This window comes from Delftia sp. 60 (assembly GCF_002754395.1).
GTDB lineage: Bacteria > Pseudomonadota > Gammaproteobacteria > Burkholderiales > Burkholderiaceae_C > Comamonas > Comamonas acidovorans.
The window spans coordinates 1,200,299-1,218,136 of the sequence record NZ_PEFD01000001.1 but is presented as its reverse complement, the minus strand read 5'-3'; the positions used below and the strand labels follow the sequence as shown (position 1 = coordinate 1,218,136).

General features: G+C 68.8%; 14 protein-coding genes. 7 read left to right on the top strand and 7 right to left on the bottom strand.

Annotation, left to right across the window (positions count from 1 at the left end; translation table 11 throughout):
- Positions 1-71 precede the first annotated feature (71 nt).
- Positions 72-1,298 (bottom strand): NO-inducible flavohemoprotein, encoded by a 1,227-nt coding sequence (gene hmpA, locus CLV01_RS05580; RefSeq protein WP_099734808.1) that lies wholly within the window; start codon positions 1,296-1,298, stop codon positions 72-74.
- A 120-nt stretch (positions 1,299-1,418) separates the two neighbouring features.
- Here hmpA and norR point away from each other — a divergent pair, with 120 nt between their 5' ends.
- Entirely contained in the window at positions 1,419-3,002 is a 1,584-nt protein-coding gene (gene norR, locus CLV01_RS05575) for a nitric oxide reductase transcriptional regulator NorR (RefSeq protein WP_099734809.1), read from the top strand.
- Here the strand turns inward: norR and CLV01_RS05570 are convergent.
- From CLV01_RS05570 to CLV01_RS05550, 5 genes are all read right to left on the bottom strand, one after another.
- Complete coding sequence (locus CLV01_RS05570) at positions 2,986-3,906, bottom strand: DMT family transporter (RefSeq protein WP_013804422.1); 921 nt, start codon at positions 3,904-3,906, stop codon at positions 2,986-2,988. The genes norR and CLV01_RS05570 overlap by 17 nt on opposite strands.
- Before the next feature lie 87 nt (positions 3,907-3,993).
- A complete protein-coding gene (locus tag CLV01_RS05565) occupies positions 3,994-4,413 on the bottom strand; it encodes an FKBP-type peptidyl-prolyl cis-trans isomerase (RefSeq protein WP_016446675.1) in 420 nt (139 codons plus the stop codon).
- 145 nt (positions 4,414-4,558) lie between these two features.
- Positions 4,559-5,701, bottom strand: coding sequence for a pyridoxal-phosphate-dependent aminotransferase family protein (locus CLV01_RS05560; protein WP_061287232.1), 1,143 nt, complete (start codon positions 5,699-5,701; stop codon positions 4,559-4,561).
- A 100-nt stretch (positions 5,702-5,801) separates the two neighbouring features.
- Positions 5,802-9,095 (bottom strand): carboxyl transferase domain-containing protein, encoded by a 3,294-nt coding sequence (locus tag CLV01_RS05555; RefSeq protein WP_099734810.1) that lies wholly within the window; start codon positions 9,093-9,095, stop codon positions 5,802-5,804.
- Positions 9,096-9,241: 146 nt separating this feature from the next.
- Positions 9,242-10,840, bottom strand: a complete 1,599-nt coding sequence (locus tag CLV01_RS05550) for an AMP-binding protein (protein ID WP_099734811.1) — start codon at positions 10,838-10,840, stop codon at positions 9,242-9,244.
- Positions 10,841-10,999: 159 nt separating this feature from the next.
- On the opposite strand from CLV01_RS05550, the gene CLV01_RS05545 reads away from it, so the two are divergent.
- Together CLV01_RS05545 and CLV01_RS05540 are read left to right on the top strand one after the other, a co-directional pair.
- Entirely contained in the window at positions 11,000-11,722 is a 723-nt protein-coding gene (locus tag CLV01_RS05545) for a TetR/AcrR family transcriptional regulator (protein ID WP_099734812.1), read from the top strand.
- A 26-nt stretch (positions 11,723-11,748) separates the two neighbouring features.
- On the top strand, positions 11,749-13,032 hold the full coding sequence (locus CLV01_RS05540) for a branched-chain amino acid ABC transporter substrate-binding protein (RefSeq protein WP_099734813.1): 1,284 nt from the start codon (positions 11,749-11,751) through the stop codon (positions 13,030-13,032).
- Positions 13,033-13,061: 29 nt separating this feature from the next.
- Here CLV01_RS05540 and CLV01_RS05535 read toward each other — a convergent pair whose 3' ends face one another.
- Complete coding sequence (locus tag CLV01_RS05535; protein WP_099734814.1) at positions 13,062-13,787, bottom strand: YggS family pyridoxal phosphate-dependent enzyme; 726 nt, start codon at positions 13,785-13,787, stop codon at positions 13,062-13,064.
- Between the two features lie 37 nt (positions 13,788-13,824).
- On the opposite strand from CLV01_RS05535, the gene CLV01_RS05530 reads away from it, so the two are divergent.
- The 4 genes from CLV01_RS05530 to CLV01_RS05515 all read left to right on the top strand — a co-directional run bounded on the left by CLV01_RS05530 (position 13,825) and on the right by CLV01_RS05515 (position 17,822).
- Positions 13,825-14,868, top strand: a complete 1,044-nt coding sequence (locus CLV01_RS05530) for a type IV pilus twitching motility protein PilT (protein WP_012202999.1) — start codon at positions 13,825-13,827, stop codon at positions 14,866-14,868.
- Between the two features lie 31 nt (positions 14,869-14,899).
- Positions 14,900-15,532, top strand: coding sequence for a cyclic nucleotide-binding domain-containing protein (locus CLV01_RS05525; protein WP_012202998.1), 633 nt, complete (start codon positions 14,900-14,902; stop codon positions 15,530-15,532).
- Between the two features lie 117 nt (positions 15,533-15,649).
- Positions 15,650-16,786, top strand: a complete 1,137-nt coding sequence (locus CLV01_RS05520) for a PilT/PilU family type 4a pilus ATPase (RefSeq protein WP_012202997.1) — start codon at positions 15,650-15,652, stop codon at positions 16,784-16,786.
- A 124-nt stretch (positions 16,787-16,910) separates the two neighbouring features.
- Positions 16,911-17,822, top strand: coding sequence for an NAD(P)-dependent oxidoreductase (locus CLV01_RS05515; RefSeq protein ID WP_013804430.1), 912 nt, complete (start codon positions 16,911-16,913; stop codon positions 17,820-17,822).
- Positions 17,823-17,838 lie beyond the last annotated feature (16 nt).

The following is a 17,838-nucleotide window of genomic DNA, read 5'->3' as shown; positions in this document are numbered from 1 at the left end:
TGCACGGCGGGCCAAGGCCCGGCCCCTGCTCCACCACTCAGGCCAGGGGACCCGAGCGGATCGACGGCAAATCAGGCCAACGCCTCCGCCGGCCCAAAGAATTCATAGCGGACCTGCCCTTCCGGCACCCCCAACACCCGCAATGATTCCTTCACCGACCGCATGAACGGCCGGGGCCCCAGGAAATACACATCGGCATCCACTGAAGGCAGCCACTCACCCAACTGCCGGGCGGTCAGCAGTCCCTGCGCATCGACCTCATCGCCCTCCTCCACCCGGTCATAGCAGTAGTACCGGCTGAGCTGCGGATGCTCCGCGGCCAGCGCATCCACACGTTCACGGAAGGCATGCACCCCGCGCTCGCGTGCGCAGTGGATGAAAACCACGGGACGCTTGCTGGGCAAGGCCGCATCCAGCATGGGCAGGGTCGGCGTGATGCCCACGCCGCCGCTGATCAGCACCAGCGGACGCTCGCCGGGCTGCAGCGTGAAGTGTCCTGCGGGCGGGAACAGTTGCAGCGTGTCGCCGACCTGGACCCGGTCGTGCAGGAAGCTGGAGACCTTGCCGCCTGCCTCGCGCTTGACGCTGATGCGCAGGCTGCGGCCATCGGCGGGCGCGGACAGCGAGTAGTTGCGCCGCTGCTCCTGGCCGTCCACCACCAGGCGCAGGCCGATGTACTGGCCGGGCTGGTGGGCGATCACGGGGCCGCCATCGGCCGGCACCAGGTAGAACGAGGTGATCTCGGCGCTTTCCGCCACCTTGTCCTCGACCACGAACGCACGCTCGCCGCGCCAGCCGCCCTCGGCCGCCGCCGTGCGGTCATAGGCCTGGCGTTCGGCGCCGATCAGGATGTCGGCCAGCTGCTGGTAGGCGGCGCCCCAGGCATCGATGACCTCGTCGGTGGCGATCTCGGCGCCCAGCACTTCGCGGATGGCGCGCAGCAGGCAGGTGCCGACGATGGGGTAGTGCTCGGGCTGCACCTGCAGCGCAACGTGCTTGTTGATGATCTGCGCGGGCAGATCGCCCAGGGCTTCGAGCCGGTCGATGTGCTTGGCGTACATGAGCACGCTATAGGCCAGGGCACGCGGCTGGGCACCGCTTTGCTGGTGGGCCATGTTGAACAGGGCGCGCACCTCGGGGTACTCGCCCAGCATGGTCTGGTAGAAGTGGGTGATCAAAGCCTCGCCGCCGGTTTCAAGCAGCGGGACGGTGGATTGGACGATGGCACGTTGGCGGTCGGTCAGCACGGGAAACTCCTTGGGTACGGGGACGGGCATGCCCGGTGCGATGCCGGGCATGCCTTGACAAAGGCAAGTGCCGTGCCAGGACTGCAGCCCTTGCAGAACAAGGGTTTGGCGTTTCATGCGTCAATATGACCTTCGTCAAATCGAGTCTTTTTGACAGCCATCGCAGTCTTTATGACCACATCCACCGCCCTGCATGCCCTGACCCCTCTGGTGGCCGACCTGGCCCAGGACCTGCCCGAGCGCGAGCGCTTTCGCCGCCTGCTGGCAGCCCTGCGCGCCGTGCTGCCGGCCGATGCCGCCGCCCTGCTGCGGCTGGAGGGCGAGTGGCTGCGGCCCGTGGCCATCGATGGCCTGGTGCCCGATGCGCTGGGCCGGCGCTTTCGCATTGCCGAGCACCCGCGCTTTGCCCAGCTGCTGGCGGCGGGCCAGGCCATGCGCTTTGCGCCAGACAGCCCGCTGCCCGATCCCTATGACGGCCTGGTGGCCCAGGGCCACGGGCCGCTGGAGGTGCACGACTGCATGGGCTGCGTGCTGCAGACGGGCGGCCTGCCCTGGGGCCTTCTCACGCTGGACGCGCTGGACCCGGGGCGCTTTGCCGACCCGGCCGCGCTGGCGGCGCTGCAGGCCTTCAGCAACCTGGCGGCGGCCACCGTGACCACGGCCGAGCGGCTGCGCCGGTTGGCGCGCAGTGCGCGCGCCCTGCCCGCGCCCGGCGCCGCCCCGGGGGGCGAGTCATCGCGTCCGCTGATCGGCCAGAGCCCGGCCATGCGCGCGCTGCAAAAGGACATCGCCCTGGTCGCGGCCAGCGACCTCAATGTGCTGATCACGGGCGAGACCGGCACGGGCAAGGAACTGGTGGCCCAGGCCGTGCATGCGCAGTCGGCGCGTGCGGGCCGCGCGCTGGTCAGCATCAACTGCGCGGCCCTGCCCGACAACCTGGTCGAAAGCGAGCTGTTCGGCCATGTGCGCGGCGCCTTCACGGGTGCGCTGTCCGAGCGCAGCGGCAAGTTCGAGCAGGCCGACCAGGGCACGCTGTTCCTGGACGAGGTGGGCGAGCTGTCCCTGCCCGTGCAGGCCAAGCTGCTGCGCGTGCTGCAAAGCGGACAGCTGCAGCGCCTGGGCTCGGACCGCGAGCACCATGTGGACGTGCGCGTGATCGCCGCCACCAACCGCGACCTGGCCGCCGAGGTGGCGGCAGGCCGCATGCGCGCCGACTTCTTCCACCGCCTGAGCGTCTACCCGCTGCGCGTGCCCGCGCTGCGCGAGCGCGACAGCGACGTGCTGATGCTGGCCGGCTTCTTCCTCGAGGAAAACCGCTCGCGCCTGGGCCTGGGCGGCCTGCGCCTTCACCCCGCCGCGCAATCGGCCCTGCTGGCCCAGGACTGGCCCGGCAATGTGCGGGAGCTGGAGCACCTCATCAGCCGCGGCGTGCTGCGGGCGCTGAGCCGTGCGCCCTCCGCCGCTCCAGCCGGTGGCCGGGCTCGCATGGTCACGCTGGGCCAGGCCGATCTCTGGGATGACGCTCAGCCCCCGGCGACGGCCACCCCGTCCCTGCCCCTCCCACAGGTCGCATCGCCCGGCGCCAGCCCCCAAGGCCTGCGCGAAGCCGTGGAGAGCTACGAGCGCCATCTGATCGACGCCAGCCTGCAGCGCCACCAAGGCAGCTGGGCCGCCGCCGCACGCGAGCTGCAGATGGACCGCGCCAACCTGCAGCGGCTGGCGCGGCGGCTGGGACTGGTCAGGCAGGACGCCTGAGCGACATCAGCCACCCATACCCGCTCACCAGCAACACCCCGGCCAGCACCATCAGTGCCCCGGCCAGGAAGTTGGGCTCGATGGGCTCGCTGAGCAGCCAGGCACCGAAGACCACGCCGAAGATGGGCGTCATGAAAGAGAACACGCCCAGGCGCGAGGCCAGGTATTGCGTGAGCAGCCAGAACCAGACCAGGAAGCTCACGAAGCAGACCAGCACGGACTGGAAGGCCAGGCCGGCCCAGGCCAGCGGCGTGGGCTCGAAGCGGGTCTGGCCCAGCAGGAAGGCGGCGGGCAGCAGCAGCGCAAAGCCCGTGGCCAGTTGGTAGAGCAGGGTCTGCGCGGCGGGCAGCGATGCCAGCCGCGTGGTGCGGATGGCCACCGTGGTGGCGCCCCAGGCCACGCCGGCGGCCAGCGCCAGCAGGTCGCCCAGCAGCATGGCGGCGCCTGCTGCCTTCGAAGGCTTGCCGCCGCCCAGGAAGGCCAGCGCTATGCCGGCAAAGGCCAGTGCGATGCCCAGCCATTGCAGCGGCGCCAGGCGCTCCGAGGGCAGCTTCCAGTGCAGGCCCAGCGCCGCGAACACGGGAGCGGAATACAGGAAGACCACCACATGGGCGGCCGAGGTGTGGTTGATGCTCTCGCCCACCAGCAGGAATTCCAGCGCAAACAGCGTGCCCACGGCCAGGCCCGGGCGCCAGCTGCCGTCGCCCCACTGCACGCGCATGCCGCGCCAGCGCATGAACAGCCACACCAGCACGGCGCCCACGCCCGAGCGCAGCGCGATCTGCAGCGTGGGCGCAATGGCATCGGCCGTGGCCTTGAGCAGGATCTGCTGCAGGCTCCAGATCAGGCACAGCATGAGCATCAGCGCGGCGGCGCGCGCGTCCAGCGGTTTGCGTGAATCCACGGCATATCCCTTTCAACGACCGTAAAAAGCCGGCCCGCAGGCCGGCTTTGCATCAAGCGGGGGCTGGCCCGGCCAGCGGGCCGGCCATCACTTGATGCCCAGCAGTTCCACCTCGAAGTTCAGCGTGGCGTTGGGCGGGATCACGCTGCCCGCGCCACGGCTGCCGTAGGCGATGGAGGGCGGGCAGGTCAGCTTGGCCTTGCCGCCGACCTTCATCTTCTGCACGCCTTCGGTCCAGCAGGGAATCACGCCGGTCAAGGGGAACTCGATGGGCTGGCCGCGCGTGATGGAGCTGTCGAAGTCCTTGCCCGTGTCGGGGAAGTAGCCGCGGTAGTGCACGCGCACCGTGTCGCTGGCCTTGGGGCTGGCGCCCGTGCCTTCCTTGAGGCTTTCATAGACCAGGCCGCTGGCCGTGGTCACGGGCTCGGCCGCATGGGCCGCCACGCCGGTCAGTGCGGCGAGCATCAGGCCGCAGGAGGCGGCCAGGGTGGTGAGGGTCTTGTTCATGAGGGTTCTTTCAAATCAAAAAATGCATTCAACAGCAATGCCATGCCGTGCGGCCTCAAGCGCTAACACTGCCTGAAGGCGGGACGCCGAGCAAGAGCCGCCTCGCAGCGAGGGCGTCGTCCCCTGGGGGAAGCGGCGCAGCCGCTCAGGGGGTGCCATTTACACCGATGTCGTCAAGGGCCTTGGCGATGTGGCCGACGGTGCGGTCCACGTTGTGCCATTTTTCCAGGCCGAACAGGCCGATGCGGAAGGTCTTGAAGTCCGGGCCTTCGTCGCACTGCAGGGGCACGCCCGAGGCGGTCTGCAGGCCGGCTTCCATGAACTTCTTGCCGCTCTGGATGCCGGGGTCGGTGGTGTAGCTGACGACCACGCCGGGGGCCTTCCAGCCTTCGGCCGCCACGCTGGGAAAGCCGCGCGATTCCAGCAGGGCGCGCACCTTGGCGCCCAGGGCGATCTGCTCGTCGCGCACCTTGGCGAAGCCGTAGGCACGCGTCTCCAGCATCACGTCGCGCAGGCGGACCAGGGCGTCGGTGGGCATGGTGGTGTGGTAGGCGTGCTGGCCTTTTTCGTAGCCCTCGGCGATCTGCATCCACTTCTTGAGGTCGCAGGAGAAGCTGGAGCTTTGCGTGTGCTCGATGGCTTCGCGCGCGCGCTGCGAGAGCATGACCATGGCGCAGCACGGCGAGCTGCTCCAGCCCTTTTGCGGCGCGCTGATCAGCACGTCCACGCCGGTCTTTTCCATGTCCACCCACATGGCGCCCGAGGCCACGCAGTCCAGCACGAAGAGCGCGCCCACCTCGTGCGCGGCATCGGCCACGGTGCGCAGGTAGCTGTCGCTGAGGATGATGCCGCTGGCCGTCTCCACATGGGGGGCGAACACGACCTTGGGTTTTTCAGTGCGGATGGCGGCGGCCACGTCCTCGGCCGCGCAGGGCGCCCAGGGGTCCTGGCTGCCCGGTCCCTGGCGACGCGCCTTGCAGACCACGGCGCCACCGCCCAGGCCGCCTTCCTCGAAGATCTGGGTCCAGCGGTAGCTGAACCAGCCGTTGCGCACGATGAGCACCTTTTCGCGGTTGGCGAACTGGCGCGCCACGGCCTCCATGCCGAAGGTGCCGCTGCCCGGCACCAGCACGGCCGTGTGGGCGTGGTAGACCTCCTGCAGCGTGGTGAGGATGTCCTGCATCACGCCCGCGAAGCGCTTGGACATGTGGTTGAGCGCGCGGTCGGTGTAGACCACCGAGAATTCGAGCAGGCCGTCGGGATCGATATCGGGCAGAAGTCCGGGCATGGGGAGTCTCCAGAGGCAGCGGGGCCTGCACCGCAGGCCCGCCATCATGTTCGTCGGAAAGGCGGCCAGCTTAGCATGCCGTCCGTGGCGTTTTCAGGGCCTACCAGGTGTCCACGAAGCCGGCTTGGGCAGGCGCAACGCGCGCCCCTGCCAGGCCGCGCGACAGCCAGGCACGCGTGTCGGCGGGGTCGATGACGGCGTCGATCTCCAGCGTGCCGGCCATGTGCATGGCCTCGCCGTGGGCGTACTGCTGGGCCAGCAGCCGGTCGAACAGGGCGTTGCGTTCGGCGCCCTCGGGCAGGGCCTCCAGTTCCTTGCGAAAGCCCAGGCGCACGGCGCCTTCCAGACCCATGGCACCGAACTCGCCCGTGGGCCAGGCCACGTTGAACACCGGCGCATGGAAGCTGCCGGCCGTCATGCCCATGGCCCCCAGGCCGTAGCCCTTGCGCAGCACCACGCTGAAATACGGCACGCGCAGCTTGGCCGCCGTGACGAACAGGCGGCTGACATGGCGCACCTGGGCAGTCTTCTCGATCTCGGGGCCGACCATGAAGCCGGGCGTGTCCACCAGGCTCACGATGGGCAGGCCATGGGCATTGCACAGTTGCATGAAGCGCGCGGCCTTGTCGGCCGCATCGGCGTCGATGGCGCCGCCCAGGTGGGAGGGGCTGTTGGCCATCAGCCCCACGGGCCGGCCTTCGATGCGCGCCAGCGCCGTGTGGATGCCTGCGCCAAAGCCCGTGCGCAGCATCAGCAGGCTGCCTTCGTCCACCAGATGCGCCATGGCCGCACGCGTGTCGTAGGCACGCAGCCGGTTCTCGGGCACCACATGGCGCAGGGCGCGCGTGTCGGGCGCGGTCCACTCCGTGGTGCGGCCCTGGAAGAAGGACAGGTAGTGGCGCGCGGCGGCCACGGCTTCGGCCTCGTCCTCGACCAGCACGTCGATCACGCCATTGGCATGCTGCACGCTGCTGGGCCCGATCTGCTCGGGCCGGAAGACGCCCAGCCCGCCGCCCTCGATCATGGCCGGCCCGCCCATGCCGATGCAGCTGGCGCGCGTGGCGATGATCACGTCGCTGCAGCCCAGCAGGGCCGCGTTGCCCGCGAAGCAGCGGCCATGGGTGATGCCTATCACGGGCACCTGGCCCGACAGCGCCGCATAGGCCGCAAAGGTGTGCACATGCAGGCCCGCGACCACAGGCGTGTCGGTGTCACCAGGCCGCCCGCCGCCGCCTTCGGCGAACAGCACCACGGGCAGCTTCTGCGCCAGCGCAATGCCCAGCATGCGGTCGGTCTTGGCATGGTTGCGCGCGCCCTGGGTGCCCGCCAGCACGGTGGCGTCATAGGACATGACGACGGCGCGCGAGCGCTCCTGGCCGAACTGCGCGCCGTTGATGGAGCCCATGCCCGTGACCATGCCGTCGGCCGGCGTGTTGGCGATCAGGTCGTCCATGCTGCGCCGGCGCGTCTGCGCGGCAATGGCCAGCGCACCGTACTCGATGAAGCTGCCCTCATCGCAAAGATCGGCGATGTTCTCGCGCGCGCTGCGGCTGCCCTGGGCATGGCGTTTGGCCATGGCCTCGGGCCGGGCAGCATCGCGCGTGAAGGCATGGCGGTCGATGACGCGCTGCAGGTCGGCGCGGATGTGGTCCGGGTCCTGTGCGGACTGCTGCGCGCGTGCGCCGGCCTGCACGCCTTCGGCGGCGGCCAGCACCAGCAGGGGCTGGTCCTGGGCCACATAGGCACCGGCCTCGGCCAGCCGTCGGGTGATGGTGCCGGCCTGCGGCGCCAGCAGCACATGCTCCATCTTCATGGCTTCGAGCACGCCCAGCTCGGCGCCTGCAGCCACGGCATCGCCCACGGCCACGCTCCACTGCACGATGCGCGCGGGCATGGGGGCCGTGATGGCGCCTTCGGGGACGGGCGCGCCAGCAGCCTCGGCCGCCATCGGCACATCGGCGGCCACAGCCGTGCGGCGCGCGCCTTCGGCCAGCGCCTGGGCGTCCGCCACCAATTCGGGAAGGGCCTCTTCAAGCCAGCGTGTGTGCACGGCCTGCGATGCCATCTCGGGCCGCCGGGCCAGCGCCTGCAGCAGCGGCAGGTTGGTGGCCAGCCCGTCGATGCGGCATTCGTCCAGCGCGCGGCGTGCGCGGCGAAGCACGTCTTCAAAGCGCGGCGCGCTGCTGTGCACGATGAGCTTGGCCAGCAGCGTGTCGTAGTGCGGCGAGGGGCTGGCGCCCGCCACCGCATGCGTGTCGATGCGGATGCCGGGGCCGGCCGGCCACTGCAGTGCGCCTATGCGCCCGCTGCCCGGGCGCGACTGGCCTGCGGCATCCAGCGTCTCGGCATTGATGCGCCACTGCATGGCATAGCCGCGCGGCGCGGGCGGTGTCCTGGCATCCAGGCCCAGCTCGCCCAGGTGATCGCCGGCCGCAATGCGGATCTGGGCTTGCACCAGGTCGATGCCGAAGACCTCCTCGGTGATGGTGTGCTCGACCTGCAGGCGCGGGTTGGCCTCGATGAAGACATAGGGCAGGGAGTCGGAGGCGGCATCGACCAGGAATTCGAAGGTGCCCAGGCTCTCGTAGCCGATCTCGGCGGCCATGCGCAGCGCGTCGCGCGTGATGCGCTCGCGCAGCGGCTGCGCCAGGCTGGGGCTGGGCGCGATCTCCACCAGCTTCTGGAAGCGCCGCTGCAGCGTGCATTCGCGCTCGCCCAGCGCAATGGGGCCTGCGCCGCCGTCGCCCAGGATCTGCACCTCGATATGGCGTGCGCCCGTCATCAGCCGCTCCACATAGACGCCGTCCACGCCGAAGGCGGCGCGCGCCTCGCTGCGGCAGCGCTCATAGGCGGCAGGCAGGTCCTCGGCGCGCGCCACGGCACGCATGCCGCGCCCGCCGCCGCCGCCGATGGCCTTGACCATGATGCCGCTGGCACCCCCGGCCTGCTGCGCCTCGAAGAAGGCCTGGGCCTGTTCCAGCGTGACAGCCTCGCTGCTGCCGGGCATCAGCGGCACGCCGCAGCGGCGTGCCAGATCGCGTGCGCGGGCCTTGTCGCCCAGCAGCGCCAGATGAGCGGGCGTGGGGCCGATGAAGCGCAGGCCCGCATCGGCACAGGCCTGCGCAAAGCCCGCGTTCTCGCTGAGAAAGCCGTAGCCCGGATGGATGCCGTCGCAGCCGTGCTCGCGCGCAATGCGCAGCAGGTGGGCGCCGTCCAGGTAGGCCGAGGGGCCGCTGGCGCCCAGGGGCACGGCTGCATCGGCAGCGGATACATGGGGCGCCTGCGCATCGTCTGCAGCAAAGACGGCCAGGCTCGGCACACCCAGCTCGCGCAGCGCGCGCACGATGCGCAGCGCGATCTCGCCGCGGTTGGCAATCAGGATCTTCTGGAACATGGGTAAAAGGTCCGGTATCAATGGTCAACAGCGTTTGCAACTGGCGCCCTCAAATGCAAGGGGCACCGAGGAAGGGCCGCCCCGCACCGAAGGTGTCGTCCCCCTCCCCCGCGAAGCGGGTAGAGAGGGGGAAGGCGCGAAGCGACTCAGGGGGTGTCTTTCAACATCCTGCGCAGCACCTTGCCTGCGCCGGTGGCGGGCAGCGCCTCGATGAAACGCACCTCGCGCGGCGCCTTGTAGCTGGCCATGTTCTCGCGCGACCACTGCACCAGGTCCTCGGCCGCGATCTGCTGGCCCGGCCGCGTGACGATGAAGGCGCGCACGACCTCGCCCTTTTGCGGGTCGGGCACACCGATCACGGCGGCCTGGGCCACGGCCGGGTGCTTGATGAGGATGGCCTCCACCTCCTCGGGGAAGACGCTGTAGCCCGAGACCTTGATCATTTCCTTGAAGCGGCCGATGAAGGTCAGGTAGCCATCGGCGTCGATGCGGCCCATGTCGCCCGTGTGCACCCAGCCGTTCTTCAGGGTCCTGGCCGTGGCCTCGGGCTTGTTCCAGTAGCCCTTGAAGTTGCCGGGGCCGCGGATGGTGATCTCGCCCACTTCGCCGGCCGGCAGCGGCTCGCCGGTCTCGGGGTCGATGATGCGCACCTCGTTGCCCGGCAGCGGCTTGCCGTGCGTGCCCCAGCGGATGGCGTCGCCGGGCATGGATGTGTCCATGGTATGGGTCTCGCTCAGGCCATAGGCCGCCTCGCTGGAGATGCAGTTCGGGGTGAAGCGCTTCCACTGCCGCGCCAGCTCCTCGGTGTAGGCAATGCCGAAGCTGGTCACCGTGTTGCGGCGCAGCGCGGAAAAGTCCATGGCCTCCACGCCCGGCAGCTGCATCACGGCCACGTTCATGGGCGCGATGCTGTACCACCAGGTCACGCGGTAGCGCTCCAGCGCCTGGGCCACGGCCAGCGGGTCGAAGCGGTGCAGCAGCACGCAGGTGGCGCCGCTGTGCACGGGCATGTTCACGCCCATGGACATGCCGGCAATGTGATAGAGCGGCGCCACGGCCAGCAGCATGTCCCCGGCATTCACGCCCGTGGCGCTGGAGGCGCCGGCCGTCTTGCTGGCCGCGTTGCCGTAGCTGAGCATGGCGCCCTTGGGCAGGCCCGTGGTGCCCGAGGTATAGGTCATCAGCGAGACATCGTCCATGGCGACATCGACGGGCACGGGCTTGGCGCCGCTGTGCATGACATCCCAGAACGATTCCACGCCCTCGGGCAGCGGCTGCACGGGGGCCTGCAGTTCGGGCGGCAGCGCCAGCGTGGCCGATTCAGGAAGCCAGTCGCCATAGCACACGGCCAGCACATGCCTGAGCGCCGTGCTGGCGCGCACCTTGTCCACCACGGGCAGCAGCACATCGGCCGCGACGATGACGCGGGCCTTGAGGTCATCGAGCTGGTATTGCAGCTCATGCTCCTTGTTCAGCGGCCCGCAGGGGCAGACGATGGCGCCGACCTTCTGGATGCCGTAGTGCGCCACGATGTACTGCGGGCAGTTGTTCATGAACAGCGCCACGGGCTCTCCCCGGCCCACGCCCAGCGCCTGCAGCCGCGCGGCAAAGGCGTCGCTGGCCGCATCCACCTCGGCCCAGCTGATGTGGCGGCCATACCAGATGTAGGCGTCGCGGCCGGGGTGGTTGCGCGCATTGCGGCGCAGGGCCTCATGCAGGGGAATGAGGGTCTCGGAATCCGCCATGCTTGTCTCCTGGGTGTCTGGCCATCCCGGAACCAGTCCTAAGGGATAGCCTTGATTTGTTTTGGGGTCCAGCGGCTTGCCAATATATACCCGCTGGTAGAACATTGCTACCCATCGGTATAACCATCGCAGCCACCGACGCGACACGAGATTTCCCGCATGCCCAAGCCCCCTGTCACCCCGCGCGGCCGCCAGCGCCTTCCCACGGCCGGCTCCGATGAAAAGCGCGAACGCATCCTCAAGGCGGCCGAGGCCCTGTTCGACCGCAACGGCTACGCCAACACCACGATGGAGCAGATCGTCCAGGCCCTGGGCGTGACCAAGCCCTTCGTCTACTACTACTTCCGCAACAAGCAGGAGATCTTCGAGACCCTGTGCTGGGCGCCCACCGAGGCCTGCTTCACGGTGCTGGACTTCGCGGCCGACGATGCGCGCGCCGCGCACGAGAAGGCCGTGGACGGCCTGCAGCGGCTGATCGCGGCCACCATTGCCCACTATCCGGCGGCCTTCTTTCCCTACCGCGAGCCCCAGGCCTTCAGCCCTGCGTACATGAAGGCCTCGCGCACGCTGGCGCGCCAGTTCTACCGCCAGTTCTGCGCGCTGCTCGAAGAAGGCCGCGCCAGCGGCCACCTGGACTTTCGCGAGACACGCATCACCGCCCAGGCCGCCTGCAGCCTGCCGGGCTTTCTCTACAACTGGTACCGCCCCGGCGGCCGCCTGGGCACGGCCGAGATGGTGGCCGAGCTGACCGAGCTGGCCAGCCGCGTGCTGGGCCTGCGCACGGCGCCAGCCACCGCGCCCGCAGCCATTGCCGCATCCCCCGCGAAAAAGACGCCTGCACGGCGCAGCCGGCCCCGAGCCGAGCCGCCCGGCAAAGACTGACGACCATTCCTTCGAGGAGACAAGACATGCCGATCCGCCGCCATTGCATCCGACGATATTCCCAACCATCCATCGTTCTCGCCGCCGCCCTGCTGTGCGCCACGGCCGCCCACGCCCAGGGCGGCGAGACCTTCAAGATCGCCTTCATCGATCCGCTGTCCGGCCCCTTCGTCAGCACAGGCGAGCTGATGCGCGACCATGTGCAATACGCGGTCGAGGACGTGAACGCCAAGGGCGGGCTGTTCAACGGCGCGAAGCTGCAGCTGCTGCAGTTCGACAGCAAGCTCTCGGCCCAGGAAAGCCAGGCCGCGCTGCAGGCAGCCATCGACCAGGGCGCGCGCGTGGTGGTGACGGGAGGTTCGGGCTCTTCGGTGGTGGCGGCGCTGGTGCAGGCGGCATCGCGCCACAACCAGCGCAATCCGGGCAAGGAGGTGCTGGTGCTCAACCATTCCTCCATCGACCCCGAGCTGACGGGCAAGGCCTGCAGCTTCTGGCATTTCATGTTCGATGCCAACACCGCCATGCGCATGCAGGCGATTGCCAGCTACATCAAGACCCAGCCGGGCATCCGCAAGGTCTACCTGCTCAACCAGGACTACGCCCACGGCAAGCAGTGGGCGGCCTACGGGCGCCAGATGGTGAGCGCGGCCCGGCCCGACATCCAGTTCACGGGCGAGATGCTCCACCCCATAGGCCGGGTCAAGGACTTCGCGCCCTATGTGGCCAAGATCAAGGAAACGGGTGCGGACTCGGTGATCACGGGCAACTGGGGCCAGGACCTGACCCTGCTGCTCAAGTCGGCCGCCGACTCGGGCTATGACCTGCGCTACTTCAACCACAGCGCGGGCGGCATGCCGGGCACGGTGACATCCTTCGCCCAGACCCGCATCGGCCAGCTGACCTGGGTGGCCGAATGGCACCCGGGCCAGGCCGGCCGCCCGCTGGCCGACGCCCGCGCCCAGGAATACAAGGCCCGCATGGGCAAGGACTTCCTGGCACCGCGCATGGACCTGGTGCCGCGCATGCTGGCCGCCGCCATGGCCAAGGCACAGTCCACCGAACCCGTGAAGATCGCGCTGGCCATGGAGGATTTGCAGATGGACACCGTGGTCGGCCCCGTACGCATGCGCGGCAAGGACCACCAACTGCTGCTGCCCCAGGTGGTCAACACCATCGCGCCCGTGGACGGCAAGCTGGTCAAGGCCGGTTGGGAAGGCACAAACTACGGCTTTCGCACCGATGCTGTCTACACGCCCGAGCAGGTGGAATTGCCCACGGACTGCCAGATGAAGCGGCCCGGCAGCCGCTGAGGCTGAACATCCCGCCAGCTACGCCCCGCTCAGCGCGGGGCGTAGTTGCGTTGGCCAAAGATACCGCTGCCCACGCGCACCATCGTGCTGCCTGCGGCCACGGCCGCTTCCAGATCGCCGGTCATTCCCATGGATACCGTGTCGAAGCGCTCCAGCCCCGGCAGGCCGCTGGCGCGGATCTGTTCGAAGACGGCCGTGGCGCGGGCATGCACCTCGCGCTGGGCCTCGAAGCCCGGCGCATCGTCGGGAATGCTCATCACGCCGCGCAGCGCCAGGCGCGGCAGCTGCACGATGGCGGCGGCCAGCTCCAGCGCCTGCTGCGGCGCCACGCCGGCCTTGGTCTCGCCGCCATCCACGTTCAGCTGGATGCAGACCTGCAGTGGCGCCAGGCCCTCGGGGCGCTGGGCCGACAGGCGCTCGGCGATCTTCAGGCGGTCCACGGTCTGGGCCCAGTCGAAATGCTCGGCCACCAGGCGCGTCTTGTTGCTCTGGATGGGGCCTATGCAATGCCATTGCAGGGCCTCGCCACCCGGCAGGCCCATGGCGCGCACGGCGGCGATCTTTTCCACGCCCTCCTGGATGTAGTTCTCGCCGAAGCTGCGCTCGCCGGCCAGCACGGCCTCGCGCACGGCGTCGGCGCCGAAGGTCTTGGAGACGGACAGCAATTGCACCGAGCCGGACGCCCTGCCCGCCTGCGCGCAGGCCGAGGCAATCCGTTCGTGAATCTGTTGAAGCTTGTTTTCAATCGTCGTCATAATTGCCGCCAGCGTACCAAACGAGGGAGCGAACTCCGTGGACATCACCCAATTGCTGGCATTCAGCGTCAAGAACAAGGCCTCCGACCTGCACCTGTCCGCGGGGCTGCCGCCGATGATCCGTGTGCACGGCGATGTGCGCCGCATCAATGTCGATCCGCTGGACCACAAGACGGTCCACGCCATGGTCTACGACATCATGAGCGACTCCCAGCGCAAGGCCTACGAAGAGTTCCTGGAGGTGGACTTCTCGTTCGAGATCGAGGGGCTGGCGCGCTTTCGTGTCAACGCCTTCAACCAGTACCGGGGCGCGGCCGCTGTCTTCCGGACCATTCCCAGCAAGATCCTGACGCTGGAGCAGCTCAACGCGCCGCGCATCTTCGGCGACCTGGCCCTGAAGCCGCGCGGCCTGGTGCTGGTGACCGGCCCCACGGGCTCGGGCAAGTCCACCACGCTGGCCGGCATGGTCAACCACCTCAACGAGACCGAGTACGGGCACATCCTGACGGTGGAGGACCCCATCGAATTCGTGCACGACTCCAAGAAGTGCCTGATCAACCAGCGTGAAGTCGGGCCGATGACGCAGTCGTTCTCGGCCGCCCTGCGCTCGGCGCTGCGCGAGGACCCGGACGCCATCCTGGTGGGCGAAATGCGTGACCTGGAAACCATCCGCCTGGCCATGACCGCGGCCGAGACGGGCCACCTGGTCTTCGGCACCCTGCACACCTCCAGCGCCGCCAAGACCATCGACCGCATCATCGACGTCTTCCCCGCCGAGGAAAAGGAGATGGTGCGCGCCATGCTCTCCGAATCGCTGCAGGCCGTGATCTCGCAGACGCTGTGCAAGACCAAGGACGGCCAGGGCCGCATCGCGGCCCACGAAATCATGCTGGGCACCAGCGCCATCCGCAACCTGATACGCGAGGCCAAGGTGGCCCAGATGTACTCCACCATCCAGACGAGTCAGAATGTGGGCATGCAGACGCTGGACCAGAACCTGACCGATCTGGTGCGGCGCAACCTGATCAGCCCCGCGGAAGCCCGCGCCAAGGCCAAGATACCGGACAACTTCCCGGGCTGACCGCCACCCGCCCAGCCTCTCGCTACGCGCCATGAAAAGCATTTTCCGCAAGCTGCGAAGCGGCCAGGAGCCTTCGGCCCCGGCCTCCGAGTCGGCCTTCTTCACGACCACGCTGGCGGCGCATGGCTTCATGGACCCGCACACTCCTCCCGTTCCCTGGGAGGCGCGCGCCATCGAGGTCGGGGCCACGCGGCTGCCGCGCGGCGGCGGCGGCCAGCTGGAGCAGCTGTGGTCGCGCGACCGCTACCTGGGCCAGCTGGATGCGGCCAGCCTGCAGCGGCTCAGTGAATACTTCATCTACGCGGCCGTGGCACCGCAACGCGACGTGATCCGCCAGGAGGAGAACGGCAGCTTCATGGCCGTGGTGCTGTCCGGCCAGATCGCCGTGGAGCGCCAGCAGCCCTGGGGCGAGCGCATGCGCCTGGCGCAGACGCGGCCCGGCGACATCCTGGGCGAGATGTCCCTGCTGGACGGCGGGCCGCGCTTTTCCAGCTGCACCACGCTGACCGACTGCGAGATCGGCGTGCTCAGCGCCGAGGCGCTGGACGAGATGATGGCCAAGGACGCCGCGCTGGCCGCCAAGCTGATGGCGCTGCTGGCGCGCAAGCTCTCGTTCCGGCTGCGCGCCATCAGCGTGCGCCTGGGCGAAGAGCAGCACACATAGACAGTGAGTGAGTTGAATATGAGGACGCCTGGCCCCTGCGGGCCGGACCGGCCTACCTGCAAATAACAAAACAACCTGCGCGCCACAACGGCGCGCAATGCCCGGGGGAATACGGCAATGGAAAGAGATCAGGCCACCAAGTTCATCAACGACCTGCTCAAGCTCATGGTCAGCCGCAACGGCAGCGACTTGTTCATCACGGCGGAATTCCCGCCGGCGATCAAGATCGACGGGCGCATCACCAAGGTGTCGCCGCAGCCGCTGTCGCCCGTGCACACGCTGACGCTGGCGCGCTCGGTCATGAGCGACAAGCAGATCGCCGATTTCGAGCGCACCAAGGAGTGCAACTTCGCCATCTCGCCGCCGGGCATAGGGCGCTTTCGCGTCAACGCCTTCATCCAGCAGGGCCGCGTGGGCATGGTGATGCGGACGATTCCGCTGGCCCTGCCCACCATCGACAGCCTGGGCGTGCCCCAGGTGCTCAAGGAGGTGGCCATGACCAAGCGCGGCCTGTGCATCCTGGTCGGCGCCACGGGCTCGGGCAAATCCACCACGCTGGCCGCCATGGTGGACTGGCGCAACGAGAGCTCCTACGGCCATATCGTGACCATCGAGGACCCCATCGAATTCGTGCACCCGCACAAGAACTGCGTGGTCACGCAGCGCGAAGTGGGCCTGGACACGGACAGCTGGGACGCGGCGCTCAAGAACTCCCTGCGCCAGGCGCCGGACGTGATCCTGATGGGCGAAATCCGCGACCGCGAGACCATGGAGCACGCCATCGCCTTCTCGGAAACCGGCCACCTGTGCCTGGCCACGCTGCACGCCAACAGCGCCAACCAGGCGCTGGACCGCATCGTCAACTTCTTCCCCGAGGACCGCCGCCCGCAGCTGTTGATGGACCTGTCGCTGAACCTGCGCGCCATGGTCTCCCAGCGCCTGCTGCCCAAGCAGGACAGCAAGGGCCGCGTGGCCGCCATCGAGGTGATGCTCAACTCGCCGCTGATCTCCGACCTGATCTTCAAGGGCGAGGTCACCGAGATCAAGGAGATCATGAAGAAAAGCCGCAACCTGGGCATGCAGACCTTCGACCAGGCGCTGTTCGACCTGTTCGAGTCCAACCTGGTCACCTACGAGGATGCACTGCGCAATGCCGACTCGGTCAACGACCTGCGGCTGCAGATCAAGCTGGGCAGCCAGCGCGCCAAGTCGCTGGACCTGGCGGCGGGCACCGAGCATTTCGCCATCGTCTGAGGGGCGTGCCATGCACGCCCTGACCGCGCCTTCAGTGCGCTGAGCCGGCATGCCGGCTCCTTCCAGGGCCGCGCCGGACGCGGCCCTGCGCCACCCGCCTCCACCACCTCTCAGGATTGCTTCCATGTCCGACTCCTCCATCGCCGCCCGCAGCTATGCGGACACCGCCCCTCTTTCCGTGGCCTTCCTCGGGCTGGGCGTCATGGGCTACCCCATGGCCGGCCACCTGGCCACGGCGGGCCACCGCGTCACGGTCTACAACCGCACGCCGGCCAAGGCCCGCGCCTGGTGCGAGGAGTTCAACGGCGGCCATGCGGCCACGCCGCGTGAGGCCGTGGCCGGCGCCGACATCGTGTTCAGCTGCGTGGGCAATGACGATGACCTGCGCTCGGTCGTGCTGGGCCCGGACGGTGCCTTCGCGGGCATGCGCCGCGGCGCCATCTTCGCCGACCACACGACGGCATCGGCCGAAGTCGCGCGCGAGCTGCATGCGGCCGGGCTGGAGCTGGGCCTGCAGTTCATCGACGCACCCGTCTCGGGCGGCCAGGCCGGCGCCCAGAACGGCCAGCTCACCGTGATGTGCGGCGGCGACCAGGCCGCCTTCGCCACCATGCAGCCCGTGGCCATGGCCTTCTCGCGCGCCTGCACGCTGATGGGCGACAGCGGCGCCGGCCAGCTCACCAAGATGGTCAACCAGATCTGCATCGCGGGCCTGGTCCAGGGCCTGTCCGAGGCCATCGCCTTCGGCCAGCGTGCGGGACTGGACATTCCCAGCGTGCTCGATGTCATCGGCAAGGGCGCCGCCCAGAGCTGGCAGATGGACAACCGTGGCCGCACCATGGCCGAAGGCAAGTTCGACTTCGGCTTTGCCGTGGACTGGATGCGCAAGGACCTGGGCCTGGTGCTGGCCGAAGCCCAGCGCAATGGCGCCCGTTTGCCCGTCACGGCCCTGGTGGACCAGTTCTATGCCGATGTGCAGCAGATGGGCGGCAGGCGCTGGGATACCTCCAGCCTCATCAAGAGGCTCACCCCCTGAGCGGCTTACGCCGCTT